At 65.5% G+C, this 16,960-nt stretch carries 15 protein-coding genes and 1 pseudogene; 12 read left to right on the top strand and 4 right to left on the bottom strand.

The features are described 5' to 3' along the window. Nucleotides 1-25: 25 nt before the first annotated feature. The 5 genes from D7X99_RS12495 (at nucleotide 26) to D7X99_RS12475 (ending at nucleotide 5,987) form a co-directional block, all read left to right on the top strand. Nucleotides 26-802, top strand: coding sequence for an alpha/beta fold hydrolase (locus tag D7X99_RS12495; RefSeq protein WP_121777999.1), 777 nt, complete (start codon nucleotides 26-28; stop codon nucleotides 800-802). Further along, nucleotides 802-1,641: an alpha/beta fold hydrolase gene (locus D7X99_RS12490; protein WP_120595094.1), complete on the top strand. Its 840-nt coding sequence runs from the start codon at nucleotides 802-804 to the stop codon at nucleotides 1,639-1,641. The genes D7X99_RS12495 and D7X99_RS12490 overlap by 1 nt, the downstream gene beginning before the upstream one ends. 122 nt (nucleotides 1,642-1,763) lie before the next feature. Next, nucleotides 1,764-2,201 carry a hypothetical protein gene (locus D7X99_RS12485; protein ID WP_121777998.1) on the top strand — a complete coding sequence of 146 codons (438 nt, stop codon included), beginning with the start codon at nucleotides 1,764-1,766 and terminating at the stop codon, nucleotides 2,199-2,201. Nucleotides 2,202-2,533: 332 nt separating this feature from the next. Then, entirely contained in the window at nucleotides 2,534-4,675 is a 2,142-nt protein-coding gene (locus tag D7X99_RS42305) for a hypothetical protein (protein WP_147476139.1), read from the top strand. A 262-nt stretch (nucleotides 4,676-4,937) separates the two neighbouring features. Beyond that, entirely contained in the window at nucleotides 4,938-5,987 is a 1,050-nt protein-coding gene (locus D7X99_RS12475) for a LuxR C-terminal-related transcriptional regulator (RefSeq protein ID WP_121777996.1), read from the top strand. A 20-nt stretch (nucleotides 5,988-6,007) separates the two neighbouring features. Here D7X99_RS12475 and D7X99_RS12470 read toward each other — a convergent pair whose 3' ends face one another. Both D7X99_RS12470 and D7X99_RS12465 read right to left on the bottom strand, forming a co-directional pair. Further along, complete coding sequence (locus D7X99_RS12470; RefSeq protein WP_121777995.1) at nucleotides 6,008-6,697, bottom strand: iron-containing redox enzyme family protein; 690 nt, start codon at nucleotides 6,695-6,697, stop codon at nucleotides 6,008-6,010. A gap of 86 nt (nucleotides 6,698-6,783) precedes the next feature. After that, on the bottom strand, nucleotides 6,784-7,578 hold the full coding sequence (locus D7X99_RS12465; protein WP_121777994.1) for a GNAT family N-acetyltransferase: 795 nt from the start codon (nucleotides 7,576-7,578) through the stop codon (nucleotides 6,784-6,786). A gap of 207 nt (nucleotides 7,579-7,785) precedes the next feature. On the opposite strand from D7X99_RS12465, the gene D7X99_RS12460 reads away from it, so the two are divergent. From D7X99_RS12460 to D7X99_RS12435, 6 genes are all read left to right on the top strand, one after another. Then, nucleotides 7,786-9,450 (top strand): bifunctional aspartate transaminase/aspartate 4-decarboxylase, encoded by a 1,665-nt coding sequence (locus D7X99_RS12460; RefSeq protein ID WP_121777993.1) that lies wholly within the window; start codon nucleotides 7,786-7,788, stop codon nucleotides 9,448-9,450. 326 nt (nucleotides 9,451-9,776) lie between these two features. Then, nucleotides 9,777-10,304: an RNA polymerase sigma factor gene (locus D7X99_RS12455; protein ID WP_158626995.1), complete on the top strand. Its 528-nt coding sequence runs from the start codon at nucleotides 9,777-9,779 to the stop codon at nucleotides 10,302-10,304. Then, the gene (locus D7X99_RS12450) at nucleotides 10,291-10,683 is read left to right on the top strand and encodes a hypothetical protein (RefSeq protein ID WP_147454495.1); all 393 of its coding nucleotides are present in this window, start codon (nucleotides 10,291-10,293) and stop codon (nucleotides 10,681-10,683) included. The genes D7X99_RS12455 and D7X99_RS12450 overlap by 14 nt, the downstream gene beginning before the upstream one ends. Beyond that, nucleotides 10,680-11,408 carry an ImmA/IrrE family metallo-endopeptidase gene (locus D7X99_RS12445; protein ID WP_121777990.1) on the top strand — a complete coding sequence of 243 codons (729 nt, stop codon included), beginning with the start codon at nucleotides 10,680-10,682 and terminating at the stop codon, nucleotides 11,406-11,408. The genes D7X99_RS12450 and D7X99_RS12445 overlap by 4 nt, the downstream gene beginning before the upstream one ends. Nucleotides 11,409-11,410: 2 nt before the next feature. Next, complete coding sequence (locus D7X99_RS12440) at nucleotides 11,411-12,598, top strand: hypothetical protein (RefSeq protein ID WP_121777989.1); 1,188 nt, start codon at nucleotides 11,411-11,413, stop codon at nucleotides 12,596-12,598. Nucleotides 12,599-12,617: 19 nt separating this feature from the next. Further along, a complete protein-coding gene (locus D7X99_RS12435) occupies nucleotides 12,618-14,669 on the top strand; it encodes an ATP-binding protein (RefSeq protein WP_121777988.1) in 2,052 nt (683 codons plus the stop codon). A gap of 79 nt (nucleotides 14,670-14,748) precedes the next feature. On the opposite strand, the gene D7X99_RS12430 is transcribed toward D7X99_RS12435, so the two are convergent. Next, nucleotides 14,749-15,111, bottom strand: coding sequence for a hypothetical protein (locus D7X99_RS12430; RefSeq protein WP_121777987.1), 363 nt, complete (start codon nucleotides 15,109-15,111; stop codon nucleotides 14,749-14,751). A gap of 284 nt (nucleotides 15,112-15,395) precedes the next feature. On the opposite strand from D7X99_RS12430, the gene D7X99_RS12425 reads away from it, so the two are divergent. Beyond that, nucleotides 15,396-16,766, top strand: coding sequence for a hypothetical protein (locus tag D7X99_RS12425; RefSeq protein ID WP_121777986.1), 1,371 nt, complete (start codon nucleotides 15,396-15,398; stop codon nucleotides 16,764-16,766). A gap of 4 nt (nucleotides 16,767-16,770) precedes the next feature. On the opposite strand, the pseudogene D7X99_RS42795 reads toward D7X99_RS12425, so the two are convergent. Then, a pseudogene (locus D7X99_RS42795) lies at nucleotides 16,771-16,960 on the bottom strand (hypothetical protein); the annotation flags it as partial.

Below are 16,960 nucleotides of genomic sequence, written 5' to 3'. Positions count from 1 at the left end.
GCCCTTTGAGGAGAATGGTCAGACCGTGACGCCCTGTTTCTTCGGCACCTCCGAACGACAGCTCTTTGGCATGCACCACCCCGCGCAGGGCGCCGAGCGCTCCACCGGGGTGGTGCTCTGCTACCCCGCCGCGCAGGAGTACATGTTGACGCACTGGGCCTTCCGGAAGCTGGCCGGGATGCTCGCGCGCGAGGGCTTCCACGTCTTCCGCTTCGACTACTACGGAACGGGGGACTCGGCCGGCGAGGTCCACGAGGGCCGGGTGGCCACGTGGGTCCAGGACATCCGCAACGCCGTCAATGAGTTGCAGGACGTGACGGGCGTGCAGCGCGTGGCGCTCGTGGGCTTGCGGCTGGGCGCGGCGCTCGCGGTGCGCGCCGCATTGGACGGACTGTCCACCGCCGCGCTCGTGCTCTGGGAGCCCCTGGTGGAGGGCGAGGCCTGGCTCCGGGAGCTGGAGTTGCTCCAGGCGCGCCGGGACACCCGCACGCTCTTCCCCCGGCCTGAGAGCCCGCTGGACGTGCGCGAGGAGCTGCTCGGCTTCCCGTTCCCCCGCGCCCTGCGCGACGACATCCTCTCGCTGGACCTGGCCGCGCTGCCCGCGTGGCCGTCAACGCGCACGCACCTGGTGGCCAGCGCGCAGAAGCCCGAGTACCAGCGGCTCCAGGAGCACCTGGAGAGGACGGGCCTGCCCTTCCAGCACCACCTGGTGCCCGAGGAGGGCGCGGGCGGCCAGGAGTCCGCGCTCTTGTCCAACCGCATCCTGCAGACCATCACCACGCTGCTGAAGGAGGCCGCGTGATGCGCGAGCGAATCTGTACCTTCGGCCCCGAGCAGAGCCTCGTGGGCATCCTCACGGAACCGGACCCGGCGAAGGTCCTGCCGGAAGCGCCCGTGGTGGTGCTGTCCAACGTGGGCCTCAACCACCACGTGGGCCCGTACCGGGTGTGGGTGGAGCTGGCGCGCCAGTTGGCGGGGCGCGGCTTCACCACGCTGCGCTTCGACCAGTCCGGACTGGGAGACAGCCGCCCCCGCCGCGAGGGCGGCGCCGACGAGTTCCAGCGCGCCCGCGAGGAGACGTGCGCGGCGCTCGACTACCTGGAGCAGAAGAAGGGCCAGAAGCGCTTCGTGCTGATGGGCCTGTGCTCCGGCGTGGACAGCGCGCACGCGGTGACGGTGGCGGATCCGCGAGTGGTGGGCGCGGCCTTCATCGACGGCTACACGTACCGCACGCTGGGCTACCACCTGCGCTTCCACCTGCGCTACCTGAGCCCCCGCCGGTGGACGCGCTTCCTGCGCAAGCGCAAGCTGCCCGCCCAGCTGCGAGAGGCCGGCGAGGCCGACGAGGTCTACACGCGCGAGTACCCGGAGCGCTCGCAGCTGACGCAGGACTACAAGCAGCTCATGGAGCGCGGCGTCAGCCTCTGCTTCGTGTTCTCCGGTGGCATGGGGCTGTCCTTCAACCACGAGGGCCAGTTCTACGAGATGCTCTCGCCGCTGAAGCTGGAGGGCCGCGTCACGTACGCCTTCTACCCGCGCGCGGACCACCTCTTCTCCGTGCCGGAGGACCGCGCGGAGCTCCTGCGCAAGCTCACCGCCTGGGCCGTGGGGACGGTGCCTCCGCGAGCACTGGCGGGCTGACGGGCGCCTGCTCGCCCGGCGAGCGGGGACGCGGCTGGGGGTCGGGTGTGCGTCAAGCGCTTGTTTCCCACCCGACGGTCGCCACCTTCGAAGCACACACGTTCTTCGAAGGAGCGCCACCCATGAAGCTCCCCCTGATGGCAGCACTGGCAACACTCGCCTTCTCCGGTCAGGCGTTCGCGCAGAGCCACACCGACCACGAGGCGCCGCCCATGCAGGAGCCGTCCACGGACGCGCCCCAGGACAGCGCGGAGCGCTGGGACAAGGCCACGGGCGGCTCGGGCTCGTCGGGCGTCCTGGCCCCGGATGACGACAGCGTCGTGGACCCGGACCGCGTCGACGAGGGCGTGGGTGGCTCCGGCTCCACCGAGCAGGGGAGCAACAGCACCAGCGATCACTCGTCCTCGGCGAAGCCGGGCACCCCGAACGCCGGCACCCCGGGCAACAAGGGGGCGAAGATGGAAGTGACGCCGCCGGCCTGGGACAAGAACAAGGAGATGGGCAGCCCCGTCAGCCCCACCACGGGCACCCCGCCGGTGGAAGGCAGCGCCGGTAACTAGCTGATCTCCTCGATATAGGTCTGCCTCTGCTTGATAGGTCTGCCTCTGCTTGGACCAACCTTCGGCACCAGAGCAGGGCGCAGACGAGTCGAACGAAGCCAAAGTGGTCGCGCGCCCACTAACTGGAGTAGTGGGCCTTCGACCTTTGGGGCGCTCCTAGTTGAAAACTAAACGAGGACATGCAGCCTCCCTGCGAGCAGGAAAGTCGCCACATGCCTCTCGTAAAGCTCCCCCACCGAGAACACAAACCGCGCCCCATCCCAACCTGAAGCGACTAGCATCCACCACTCCAACAACCACACCTCACTACAAACGAGATGAGCAACACCATCATGTACTCCATCGAAGAATTACTAAAACTCACCTCCACATTGGGCAATGGAGATTGGACCAATGGAGCCCTCGTAGCCCCCCCCGGAGAGCTTGACGAAGCGGCATTCGCACACATCAAGAACGAGATCGGCAAACACATCAGCGCCGGACGAAAAGGAAAGGCGCACAACTGGCTATTACTGTCAATCCGAATCTCAAAAGAACAAACACTGAACCAAGCATCCTTCATAGACATACTGCGACCATCGAAAATCCCACCACACAAACTCTCAAGTGCCGCCTCACTTCTCCGGCGCACCCTAAAAACATACAAAGAACAATTCAAAAAAGACGACCTTGGCGAAAAACTAGAATCGCTCGCAACATACGTTGAGGCGGTCTCAAAAACAACAGAAGAGCGATTCGCTCTCGCGCTAGCGCTCAGAAAATCGAAGCATTCGGCAATTTCCCTCCTGGCGCTTGTTGAGCAGCAGTTTTGCGGAATCAAAGATGCCGCTCGTTGGCCACAAACCCAACACGACCGCTCCACCGCTGGCCTCTCCATCGAAGACAGCGCCTCAGCCGCTTCTTTTGCCATTAGCATACTCAACAAAGAAACCCCTCTGAGCGCTAAATTCTTTAGTGCCTTCACCAGGAAAGACGACAACCCAGAGCGATTCGAAACTGCACTACTAATTGCCTATCGGCTCCATGAACTTCAGGAAATGGAGGCCCAAGTATTTCGACTTAACTACAAATTCAGAAAAACAGGAAACGGCGAGTACACCATCGCCCCCCCCACAGATCGCATGGGCATGTCTCTCACTCTCGGCTTCATCAAGAACCAATGGATGTCGGCATCAGCCGGGGAGAACAAGGACCACGAAGCAGCTTCTTTCACACAAGCATGCGAACTGTGGTTCAAGAAATTTGGCAACCAATGTGTCTTCCTCACAGAAGGTAGGCTCCCACAACTTCGCGTCGCACTACCTGAACCACACGTCAAAATCCTAGGACAAGAAATCCTCCTTAGCGAAAAGCTATTCCAGGAAGAGATCAGAGCTCTTGATAATGCATATTACGAACTAAATTCGAATCCAGACGAGCTAAAGACATTCAAGATCACTGAGGACCTAGCCCTTTTCGACATTCTCATTATTTCCAGAATCTTCCGATTTATATTTCTCGCAAGACTTCCGCGCATCTTAGAACTGGAGCACAAGGATCCAATTGCCTTTTGGAACTCAATGTTAATCGGAGTATCCACCGAAGGCATCATCGGCCTCCTGAGCGCCTTCGGGCTTGACCGTCAAAAGGCAAGCTCATACGTGCAAATATTCAAATGGGATCCCAAAAACAACAAACACCACCCAGACATACAATATCGCCCATTCATCCTAATCGACGACATCCTAGCCATTCCACTTGCAGCCCACGCAAATTCGAACCTATTTCGTAACGCACTGATAACAGAGGAGAAGCGCCTCAACAGCGACGGGACTCACGATCCTGTTTCGACCAAGCTAGCGGAGGCGCTAAAGCTGAGGACTCCTCTCGTAGCAACAGGGGTCAAATACAACCACAACAGCAAAAAGGGGGACATCGACGCCCTGGCGATATTTGGCGACACGCTATACATATTCGAATGCAAGAATACGCTTCTGCCCGCCAGCACTAACGAGCAGCAGACCACTTACGGGCACATCCAGAAAGCAAAACTCCAAATCGACAGATTCCTGAGCCTTTGGATCGATCCTGGATTCATCAATCATTTCTCGCAAAAATCGAAGCTCGATCTAAAGAACGTCAAGACAATCAAACCAGCCATAGTCTTGAGCAACAGGCTTTTTTCCGGCTCATCCATTGATCGCTATCCAATTAGACACCTGCACGAACTGGTGAACATCATCACCCAAGGCACAGGCACTGCCTGGAACAGGAATGGTGAACATTACCCAATAAAAATGTGGAATAACGACTCATTCTCCCCTGCCGAACTCGACGACTACCTCCACGACGACGGGCTGGTCTATGGTCGACTCTGGCGCAGCTTCGAACGCCAAGACAGGGCGATAGAGTTCAGCGACGCCCGAATAACAGCGGCTGGGTTTGCCTTCAATCAAAACAAATACATCGCCGAACTCGGCATTAAACTGGAGTGATTCCGCTCTCCGGCCGGCGACTTGATAATTTAGCAACTGCCGATGCCTCACAGGCAAGACTAGAGACTCCCTGCAGGTTATGTGTCTTTGCGGCAGGAGTTTTCCAGCCGGGAGCTGTGCTGGCCGGTTTTGCAAGAAGATAGTAGTGTCGTCAACGGGCTTCGCGTACGCGGTGCCCGTCTATACCCCTTGTGGGGGACAGACCTCCGGGCTTTCCAACCTGTAAGTCCTTGCATGGACTGGTTGGAAGGAGGCCCGTGGGATGAACCTTACCGCGCACGAACAGGTGCTCGTGCTCGAGCTGACCCGGGCACTCTCCAGCTCATTGGATTTGACCGAGGTCCTGGCCCGCGCCCAGGGAATCCTCACGCAGCTCCTACCCTGCGACTACGCGGCCTTGTGCGTGTCCAGGCCGGAGCGGCCCGGGGACTATGAATGGATGGGGCTGGGGGCCCCGGGCATCCTCTTCGCGCACTACCCGGAACTGGCCACGGTGGGCGCCGCGCGCGCCACGAACCAGGTGCCGAGCAAGGAATTGAAGCGCAATCTCCTGTACCTGCGCTGCCGGGAGATGGGGCTCCCCCTGGAGAACGTCCTGGCGGTGCTGCTGGAGCTGCGGCAGGACTGGCACGGCGGCTTCACGCTCTACCGGGAGCAGACCCTTCCCTTCTCCGAACGGGAGCAGGACCTGCTGGAGGACCTGAAGCCCTACCTGGCGAACACGGTGCGCAACTGCCGGATGTTCGAGCACGAGGCGATGCGGGGCGACCTGCTGGACGCCCTCTTCCACCACCAGGGCGCCGAGTGCGTCGTGATGGATCCACCGGAGCACGAGAAGCTGAGGACCCCGGGAGCGACGGAGCTCCTACGGCGCTGGTACCCGGAGGAGATGAAGGCGGATGACTCGCGCCTGCCCCAGGAGCTGCGCGAGCACCTGACGCGTCTGCAGACCCCAGGGATGAATCGGCTCTTGAGCGTGGACACCTGGACGCGCTCCGGGCTGAAGCACGACCTGAAGGTGACGTTCGTGGAGCTGCCGGAGCAGCGCGGCCACCATCCCTGGGTGCTGGTGTTGCAGGAGTGCTCGCGGGCCATCCCCATGCCGGAGCCCTGGCGTCAGAAGCTCTCCAGGCGCGAAGTGGAAGTGGTCCAGGGGGTCCTCTGCAACTGGACGAACGAGCTCATCGCCGAGGACCTGGGCCTGACGCTCAACACGGTGAAGACGCACCTGCGCAACATCTTCCCCAAGCTGGGCATCGAGAGCCGCACGGACCTCCTCTACCAGGCCGCCTGGAGGCAGAAGCCAGGGTGAGGAGGTCCCGGCGCGCGTGCTCAAGGCTCCCGGAAGAACTTCGGAAACAGGGTGCGCGTGGTGCGGGCGGAGAGGATGAGCGCGTTCTGTTCCGCCGGGGACGTGAGCTTGCGCAGCTCCGCCTCCAGGTCCGCCACGTGGTCGCCGTCCGCGGCGCCGTGGCCCTTGAGGAAGAGGACGGCCTTGTCGATGTTGGGGATGCCGCTCTCCGCGATGAGCCGGTCCACGGAGCCCGGGGCCCGGTTCACGGACAGGTACTCCAGCACGTAGGCCGTGCCCAGGAACGCGGTGGGCACGCCCGACTGGGTGGTGAAGCGGTTCCACTCCACGTAGGCGCGCACTGCGGTGCAGATGGGCGCGCGCTCCACGCGCTCCTCGGTCCAGCCCAGGGCCTTCAGATCCTTGAGCAACCACTGTTCATGGCCCCGCTCCTCGTGCGCCTTCTGGAACAGCAGCTCCGCGAGCGCGGGGTTGCGGCCCTCACGGTGCACGCGCTCACCGGACTCGGTGAAGAAACCCTCGCTCCAGCGCACGTACTGGTACGACTGGATGAGGTAGTAGACGTAGTCGTCCTGGCGGATGCGCCCCTCGAAGGGGCGCCGCACGCCCGGCGTCGCGTCCAGCTCATGCACGAGCATCCGCGCCTCGTGCCGCAGGGAGTCCAGCCAGTCCGTCTTCGCCGTCTGCTCATGCCTGGGCTGCTTGCACATACACGTCTCCTGACTGGGGCCCGTGAAGGCCCGGTGGGTGTTGCGTTGAGGGTGAAGGGGGAAGTGCGGAGCGCGCCGGCCTGGGGTCAGGCGGCGTCGGCGTCCAGCGAGTCGAAGAGCTTCAGCGTCCGCCGCGGAATGTCATCCAGCGCGGCGACGAGCGGCACGGTGAAGCGGTTGAAGGCGGGATCGAAGTGCGGCGGTGCGATGAAGCGCGCACCCAGCTTGTCCGCGAACAACGACAGCACGGACGGCATGCGCAGGGCGGCCAGGTGGCCCTGGCGGGCCTGGGTGCGCTGCTCCGCGGTGAGCCGGGCGGCCAGGGGTTCCGCGGGCGGCGGGGGAAACTCCCGGGTCCGTACGCGAAAGCCGTCGCTCACCCAGCCCTGGCGCGCGGCGGCGAGGAAGTAGAGGTCCGCCTCCTCCTGCGAGTCCGTCTCCATGTTGGCCGCGGCGATCCAATGGGTGACGCCACGCCGGCGGCTCTCGCGGTACAGGCCGGCTTGGAGACGCAGCACGGCGGAGTTCCGGTGGCTCCGGGTGACGCAGTAGCGAGTGGTCTCCGCGAACACGCGGCCCGGCGCGACGAGCTCCGACAGGTCGAGCTTCTTCTCGATGTCCAGCCCCACGAGGGTGTCCGCGAAGGCCGCCACCTCCGCGTTGGGCGTCAGCAGCCGGGCGGTCGCCACCGGCTCCGCGCCCGCGTAGACGACGACGTGGGAGGTGGTGCGGAGCGTGTCGAAGCAATCCGTTTCACGCGGGGCCCGAGGCCGCTTGGGCCCCAGCATCCGCAGCTCCTCGCCAAAAACCCGGTAACGGATGCGGAGCGCGTCATCCAGTTCGCGCTGCGCTGTGGCGACACGGCAACTCAATGAAGGCATGGCGGGTCTCGCTTCCCCAGTGCTTGCCGGACTTGTGTGTCCGGCCCCGACCTTTCATTCGTCGCTGCACGGCTGAGTGCGCTCGCGGGTTGTCTTTTTTCATCGAGCCCGGCCAACCGCCCGCCACCTCCGCCCGCCCCACCCTGTGGCGCATGGCCCGAGTCCCCGGGAGTGGCTCACCTTGAACCGACACTGGAGGAGGACACCATGACCGAGCAGACGCCCGAGGCCCCGGGAGCCCCTTCCGAACGCAAGCTCCACAAGCTCAGCCCCTTCGAGCTGAAGGACGAGCTCCTCCAGGTCGCGGACGAGGCGGTGAAGACCCGAGAGGCCGTGATGCTCAACGCCGGCCGGGGCAATCCCAACTGGATTGCCACCACGCCGCGCGAGGCGTTCTTCCTCCTGGGCCAGTTCGCGCTCGCGGAGAGCCGGAGGGCCTGGGACGTCCCCGAGGTGGGGCTCGCGGGCATGCCCCGGTCCCCGGGCATCGCCAGACGCCTGCATGAGTTCCTGGACGCGAGCGATGACGAGCCCGCCGTGCAGCTGCTGCGCGGCGCGCTGAACTACGGGGAGCAGACGCTGGGCTTCAATCCGGACCGGTTCGTCTGGGAGCTCACGGACGCGGCCATTGGAGACAACTATCCGGTGCCGGACCGGATGCTCACGCACGCCGAGCGCATCGTGCAGGAGTACCTGACGCAGGAGCTGTTCGCGGGACGGCCACCTTCCGGCCGCTTCGACCTGTTCGCGGTGGAGGGCGGCACGGCCGCGATGACCTACGTCTTCCACTCCCTGATGGTGAACGGCCTGCTGCGCAAGGGAGACACCATCGCGCTGGGCGTGCCCATCTTCACGCCGTACCTGGAGATTCCGCGCCTGGAGGAGTTCAGCCTGCGCACGGTGGACATCCTTCAGAGCGCGACCTCGAAGGACGGCCACCACACCCGGCAGTACCCGGACGCGGAGCTGCGCAAGTTGGAGGACCCGCGCATCAAGGCGTTCTTCGTCGTCAACCCGTCCAACCCGGGCGCGGTGGCGATGCGGAAGGAGTCCGTCCACAAGCTGGTGGAGCTGGTGCGCAAGCGCCGGCCGGACCTGTTGATCATCACGGATGATGTCTACGGCACGTTCGTCAACGGCTTCCGTTCGCTGGCCGCGGACCTGCCGCGCAACACGGTGCTGGTGTACTCATACTCCAAGCACTTCGGCTGCACGGGCTGGCGGTTGGGCGCGGTGGCGCTCCACGAAGACAACATCCTGGACGAGGCGCTGGCGAAACAGCCCTCGTCACAGCGCGCGCTGCTGGAGGCGCGGTATGGCGCCATCACGTTGCACCCGGGGCGGCTGAAGTTCATCGACCGGATGGTGGCGGACAGCCGGGCCGTGGCGTTGAACCACACAGCGGGCCTGTCGCTGCCGCAGCAGCTCCAGATGACGTTGTTCTCGCTGTTCGCGTTGTTGGACAAGGAAGGTGTCTACAAGAAGTACTGCCAGCGCATCTGCCAGGACCGGCTCCAGGCCCTGTGCGAAGGCATGGGCATTCCGATGCATGAGGATCCGCTGCGCACGGCCTACTACCAGACGCTGGATTTGGAAGCCTGGTGTCGCGAGCAGATTGGCGAGGACTTCGTCCGCTTCATCGAGGACCACCACGACCCGCTGGAGATCGTCTTCACGCTGGCCCGGCGCTACGGAGTGGTGCTGCTCAACGGCAGCGGCTTCGACGGACCTCCCTGGTCGGCCCGTGTGTCATTGGCGAACCTGGAGGACGACGCGTATCCACGGATTGGCCGGGATCTCCGGGATGAGGTGCTCCGCGCCATTGATGCGTGGAAGAAGGCCCGCGGGGAATCGCCTCCAGGCCTGCACTGAAACACGTCTCAATGGGATGAAACGGACCCTGGTCTCCATGCACGGAGGCCAGGGTCTTTTTCGATCCCGGGGGATCACGCGAGACCCTGTCCCCAAAGGCAGTACCACCTCCGAGGTAGAGACACGGATCCTCGACCTCGCCAACCTGTCGGCTCGGACGGAGACGCTCAGTCGTCGAACTCTACAGGCCTGTAGCGAAAGTCCGTACGGACCGTAGCCAACCTGAAAGCGGGCGTGCGCATGTCAGTGAGGTGTGGGGGATGAGCAGTCCATCGCAAGGACGTGACCTTCACGAACGGGTCTTGAACGGGGACAGGACGGCGTCCGTGGACGTCTTCCTGACGTTCATGGATCCCATGGTCCGGGCGTTGAAAGGGAATCCGGGCTGCAACGATGACGACGCGCACGACTCCGCCATCGACGCGGTGTACGCGTACCTTCAGAGGCCCCAGCGGTACGACCCGGACAAGAGCAACCTGGGCACCTACCTGAGCCGAATTGCCCTGCGAAAGGCCCAGGATCGCTTCCGCGCCTCCACCTCCAGGGCGCGCCGGAACAGGGATTTCGGGGGTGCTGTCGCACTTTGGGCCGGGGCTCCGAACAAGGAGATGGAGACCCGCGTGGAGGTGCATCTGATTCTGGAGACGATCAACCAGGCTGGCTTTTCAGAGAGAGACCGGGCCTGTCTCCGGCTCATGTTCGCCGGGGAGCGGTCCACGGACCGGCTGGCGGAAGTGCTGGGATTGATGCACCTGCCCCAGCTCGAGCTCCGGCGAGAGGTGAAGCGCACCCAGGACCGCCTCATGAAGGCGCTGAAGCGCCTCTTCGAGGAGGAACACGATGACGAATCCTGATTGGTTGAAGCGAGCGGCGGAGCGCAGCACGAGCGAGGCGGGAATGCTCGGCAACGTCTTCGACGCCTACCGTGAGATGGAGAAGCTCTCGGAGGACTCGCTGGTCCAGCGACTGGGGTGCACGCCCGAAGTGTTCCAGTGGCTGTCCCTCTGCATGACGCCAGAGAAGGGCCCGGCCTTCGAGGAGCAGACCCGCGCCATCGCAGCCCGCTTCGAGGTCGACGTCCAGAAGCTCGTGCTGGTGCTCCGGCGCGTCCAGACCGTGCGGTCCTTGAACAGGCCAATGCGGGACATGACGGAAGCCGAGCGGGCCCCGCTGCAGTTGGCGGCCCGGGACCGCGACGACGACGAGCCCTTCGACGACGAGTTCGAGCCATGACCGAGCAATGGCTGGTGGAGGCCATGGCGGCGAGCAGTCTCTCCTTCCCGCCGGGGTTTCCCCGCGACATCGCGGCGGAGGCCCCGCTGCGCCATCCGCTCGACCTGGTGGGGATGCCGGGCCTGACGGTGGAGGGCGTGCGGCAGTGGCTCGTCCAGCGCGGTCTGCCGGCCGAGCTGAGCGGCGCCGACAGACGGCTCTACGGCTGCATGGTGGCGAGGGCGGGCGCGGCCGCGCTGTTCTTCGACAGCGACGACTCCGAGGCGGAGCAACGCTTCACCCTGGCCCACGAGGTGGCGCACTACGTGCTCGACCACCTCCTGCCCAGAACGCGGGCCCTGGACTTCTTCGGCGAGGGCATCCTGCCCGTGCTCGACGGCGAACGGGAGCCCCGGCTCAACGAGTACATGGACTCGCGCTTCAGCGACGTGCCCCTGGGCCTCCAGGTGCACCTGATGAACCGCGGCGAAGCGGGAGACGCGGACTCGGGGGCCGTGCTGCTGGCGGAAGAACGGGCGGACCACCTGGCCCTGGAGCTCCTCGCGCCCATGACAGCGGCCCGCGCGGAGTTGAACGAGGTGACCGTGACGGAGGGCCCCCGGCGACTGGAGACCGTGTTCGGTCTACCGACGGCCGCCGCGCGCACCTACGCCCGGATGCTGCGCAAGCGCCGTCGGCGTCCGGAGTTCTCCGTAGTCGACTTCTTCGGTGATGACGAAAGGTGACAATGGCTGACGAGACTCCCCCTGACGACGACGAGTCCAACCTCCTGGGTGACCAGGAGTTCCGGTCCACCTTTGGCGAGGACCTGGCGGAGGCGTTGAACCTGGAGACGTGGAATCCGGGCGTGGATCCGACGGCGATCATGACCCGGTTCCAGCGGGAGGTCTCCACCTCGGTCCAGAAGGAAGACCGCATGCGGCAGGTCATCCGCACGGAGCTGCTGCCACGGCTCGCGGGACGCAAGCGCGCCCCTCCAGAGTCGGGCGTGTTCCGGGCCTACGGGAAGGAACTGGCCACCATCCACGAAGGCCTGCTGTTCCCCGGCAACGTCGTCGCTGTGCTCGGCACGTCGGTGTCCCATGAAAGTCTGCCTTTGGGCATTACCCAGATCGGTGTCGCGGCCGTGGGTTATCAAGGGAGCGCGGGGACCTTCTCCCAGCGCCTGTTCCGGAAGGACCTGACGGCGAAGGACACCAATCCGCTCAGGGAGGCCATCGACTACATCGCGAACCGCCACAACTCGAAGACCGTCAGCCACCGGGAGATCCTCTCCCGTCTGGCCCATCGGGGCATCCGCACCTACGCCGAGCGGGCCGTCCTGGTGGACAAGGTGACGGCGGAGTGGCGCATCGGGCAGGGCAATCCCTTCGCGCATGAGCTGCTGACCGGCTCGGGCCACCTCAGCCTGTTGAAGGCCTCGCTGGACGTGCTGGAGCGCCTCGTCCGGGACCAACAGAAGTTCGTGTTCGTCTCCAACGCGCAGATGGAGCGGGGGCTGCTGACGCTGGGCCTGGCGCTCGACGCGGGCGAATACATCATCTTCGAGACCCTGGAGCGGCAGAGCGAACAACTGCTCCACTCATGGAGAGCCACCGACCCCCGCCTGCCGCTGGCACAGAAGTTCGTTCAGACCTACGGCAAGGACGTGCTCCTGGGCGTCTTCCGGGTCTCGGGCCGCACGGCCCCGCGCCTCTTCTACGCGCACCGTGAGCACGTCCACCTGGCCGCCCGCGTGGCCATGGCGGACAGCGTCCTGCGTCTGGAGAAGAGCTATCCCCTCCTCCTGGACGTCGCGGAGCTCACGTGCCGCAGCGTCTTCGGCGAGGACGGCTTCGAAGGCCTGGTGCAGGACGCCTACGCGCAGGCGGGAGCGCACCTCCAGTATCTGCTCGAGCGCGAATCACGTCGGTAACGGGGGAAAGACACACACCATGTCGAACAACGGCAAGACACCGCATCCAGCAGGCACCGCGTCGCCCAACGGCGCTTCGCAGCCCCCTCCGCCCCGGCAGGCCGGCAACCCCGCCGCCGCTCCCGTCTCCGCGGACGGCCGGCCCGCGCCGCCGCAGGGTTCACGAAGGCCGCTCATCAGCCAGACGCCGCCCCGCACGCTCAACGAACTGGCCGACATCAGCAACCGCGCTGGGCTGTCCCTCCCCGACCCCGAGCTGGCGAACGCGGTGGGCTTCACGCACTTCGACACGTCGAGCAGCGACGACAACGTCCTGACGGTGTTGATGACCCGTGACGACCTGCCCAGGCTGGCCTCCCAGACGCTCGTGCGGGTGAAGTCGCGCGAGGACAAGCGTGACTACCTGGGGGTCGTGGTCCGGGGACCGTTCGCGGAGCCCAACGCCGTCCCCGCGAATTCCACCATGGCCGTGGGGGTCATCACGCACGGCAAGAAGCTGACGTACACCTTCGAGTACCACGGCCGCGCCGAGGTGGAGCTGTTGGGACAGGAGGTCGGCGGGGTGCTGCAGCCGCCCCGCTTCCGGCCCCGGCCCCAGAGCCCGGTCTTCGTGTTGAGCGAGGAGGAGAGCGCGAAGGTGCTGGGCGTGGGCGGTGCGCTGAGCCTGGGCCGGGTCGTGGGGTATGACAACATGGAGGCGCGGCTGAATCCCCGGGACAAGGCCATCCTCCCCCGTCACACCGGCATCATCGGCACCACGGGTGGCGGCAAGTCCACGACCGTCGCGACGCTCATCCACCGGGCGCAGCTCTCCGGAATCGCGACCATCGTCTTCGACGTGGAGGGGGAATACACCCACGTGGACAAGCCCACCGACCACGAGGCGATGCGGGAGCTGCTCAAGCAGCGGAAGCAGAAGCCAGAAGGGGTGAAGGACCTGCACATCCATCACCTCACGGGCCGGGACAGCCGCAACCCCCGGCATCCGCACCGGCATGGCTTCTCGCTGAAGTTCTCCAGCCTGTCGCCCTATGCCATCTCGGAGATCCTGAGCATGTCGGACGCGCAGCATGAGCGCTTCCTGCGCGCCTTCGATGTCACGAAGCTGCTCCTGGAGGACTTCAAGCTCTTCCCTCGGAACGAGGCCGAGAGGCAGCAGGTCCTGGAGCTGGACGAGCAGGACACCGGCTATCCACGGATGACCATCGACCACATCCTGGACGTGGTGAATGCGTACACGTACAGCCTGAGCAGCGAGGGCAGGACGGAGCCGCGGGCGGCTGCCGGGCGGCGCAGACGGACAGAGGAGGACGACTCGGATGGCGAGGACGGCGACTCCGAGGAGCTCCCCAGCGTCCCACGGGGCCTCACGCTCCTCAGCGAGTTCAAAGCCAACGTCAAGCTGGTGAGGGCGCGGGTCATGGCGCAGAGGAGCACCCATGAGTCGAGCTGGAAGACCCTGGGCAACAAGCTTCAGCTGCTGAAGCGACTGAAGGTCTTCGACGTCGAGAACACCGCGGGCGTGAACTACGACTCCATGCTCCAGGCCGGGCGGGTGTCGGTCATCGACCTGTCGAACACGGACTCGCCGCAGCTGAACAACCTGGTCATCGCGGACATCCTCCGGGGGCTCCAGGAGCACCAGGAGAAGCGCTACCAGGAAGCCGCCGAACGGGACGCCGCCGTCACGCCCGTGCTCATCATCATCGAGGAGGCCCACGAGTTCCTGTCCGCCAACCGCATCAAGCAGATGCCCGTGTTGTTCGAACAGGTGGCGCGCATCGCCAAGCGGGGCCGCAAGCGGTGGCTGGGGCTCGTCTTCGTCACGCAACTGCCCCAGCACCTGCCCGACGAGGTGCTGGCGCTGCTCAACAACTTCATCATCCACAAGATCACCGACGGTGCGGTCATCAACCGGATGCAGAAGTCGGTGGGCAGCATCGACGAAAGCCTGTGGAACCGAGTCTCCCGGCTCGCGCCAGGTCAGGCGCTGGTGTCCTTCAGCAACTTCACCCGGCCCCTGATGGTGGCCGTGGACCCCGCGCCCGTGAAGCGGCTGCTCGTCGACTGAGCCAATGACACGCAAAGGCGTCGTCCTCGCCCACACGGCGGGGACGGCGCCTCCAGCATCACCCAGACGTTGGCGTCTGCTACTCCCAGCGGATGCGCTTGCGAGTGCCGTGGTTGGCGCAGGCGCCCGCGGCCCACGTGCCGCAGTTGCCGCAGACCTGCGCGGATTTGAAGAGCGAGTCATCGCAACAACGGACCGCACATATCGCGACGTCCGCGATACAGGGCTGGACATACTCGAGCGCGCAGTACTGCGCGGTCACGGTTCCAGAGGAGTTCTCCTCCTGGTCCTGCCAGTTGTACCCCGCCATCTCCTCCGCCACCTGAGCCGGCGTCGGCGCGTTGCCGCTGGGAGCTTCGGGGGACTCCACCGGGCCTCCACAAGCGCTGACCAGGAACATCGTCACTGCCAACAACGCACCGCGAGCAAAGACACGGGCCATTTCAGGCCTCCAGTTCGTGTACCGCGTGGGGGGTTGCTTCGGATGTTGCACACACAGGAATAGCAACTCTTTCCGCTTGATGGAGCCTTTCCAGTTTGTCCCCAGGTGGAATGGGATTGAAACCGAACGAACGACAGCCCTGGTGAGGGAGGATTTGTTGGTTGCCCGGCAGTCATGGCGCGACCACACCCGGAGTCCGCCAGTCATTTCCACCTCTCGCGCAATGCTCACGTCACGCAAAGTCCAGGAATCGCAGGAGGCAGGAGCGATATAGGGCCAGCCTCATGCTCGGCTCCGCGCTCCTCGCCTCCGTCATCGTTGCCCAGGCTCCCGTGTCCCCGGCTTCACGTGCCGCGGAGACGCTGGGCCTGGGCCCTGTGCTCGACTCCGTCGTCCATCAGGGAGTGACCTACGTCGCGCTCGGCCGTGGCGGCATCGCCGTGCTCAAGCTCGACGACGCCGCGCCCCAGCTCGTCCGGCGAATCGAAGAGGGCCGGCGCTTCGTGCGGCTCGTCGTCGTGGGCCAGTCGCTCCTCGCCATCGAGCAGCGCGAGGAGGCCCATGCGTTCTCGCTCGCCACGCCGGAACAGCCCCAGCCGGATTCGCTGGCCTCCGCGCTGGGCGCGGCGCGCGACCTCACCGTCGTCACGCAGGCACCGCCTCCGCTCCAGGCCCCGCCGCCCACGGCCACCCCATCCTCCGCGCGGCTCACTGTCACCGCCGTGAAGGAGGGCGACGTGACGCTCTCCGGGGGTGCCCTGGCCGGCCTGGGCGAAGGCACCCGCGTCCGCGTGCGCACGCAGGACTCCCGCGAGGTGGTGCTGAAGGTCATCGAATCGCGCGAGGACTCCGCCATCGCCCGCCTGGGCCGCGGTGAGAACGTGCGCGTGGGCGACACCGCCATCGTCACCGACGCCCCCGCCACCGCGCGCCTCTTCTTCCCCGAGCCCGGTGTGCCTCGGCTGCGCTACGGCTTCCATGCCCGGCCCTTCCTCGCGTTGGACGCGAAGACGCGCGAGGGGAAGTCCGCTCGCGCGGGCGGCCTGCTCCTGGATGCGTTCATCGCGTGGCGGCCCGGGGACCTGCCCCTGGTATTGAGCGCGCAGTTGGATCCCGTCGGCTTCGGCCTGGGCACCGGCCTGCGCCACTCGCCGGGCTCCGCGTACGTGGCCGCGGCCTACTCCACCGACTTCCTGGAGGTCGGCATCGGCGCGGGCGCGCTGTTCGGACAGAAGGCGTGCACCACCCAGTTCGAGTACGACCCCAACACCTACGAGCCCATCAACCCCAGGACCGTGTGCGACGCCAACGCGGGAGTGTCCTTCCAGCAGGTGCTGCGGCTGGGCGCGCTCGACGGGTTCCACATCGCGTGGAACTCCGCCATCCTCTCGCGCGACAACCAGTTCCGCTTCGGCTCCGGACGCGGCGAGGTCCAGGTGCCGCTCACGCCCAGCCTCTCCCTCTTCGGTGCGGGCGGAGGCTCGGCCAGCGGATGGAACTTCGGCGAGCTGGGCGTGCGCAGCTTCCTCAAGGGCACCGGCGGCGCCGGCACCACGGTGCTCTCCGCCAGCGTGGGCATCGTGTCGCTCTCCGACGGCACCGGCGAGGCCCTCACCGGCCCCTCCATCGCCATCGGCATCGAGCGCCGTCCCTGAAGCGTCAGTGGCCAGACGCCATCGACGCGGCGAACTCCTCCGGCACCATCTCACCGGAGATGGGGAAGTTCTTCGGCGCCCGCTTCCACGCCTTCCCACCCACCGGGCGGACAGGCCCCCGAGGGAGCTTCCCCAGGCCGATGAGCGTCAGCGACACCAGGCCCAGCCCCACGGCCCCCGCGGCCAGCTCGTCC

The organism is Corallococcus sp. AB032C, from assembly GCF_003668935.1.
Classification (GTDB): Bacteria; Myxococcota; Myxococcia; order Myxococcales; family Myxococcaceae; genus Corallococcus; species Corallococcus exiguus.
Note: the sequence above shows the minus strand (reverse complement) of the source record. Positions and strands in the feature narration are given on the sequence as shown.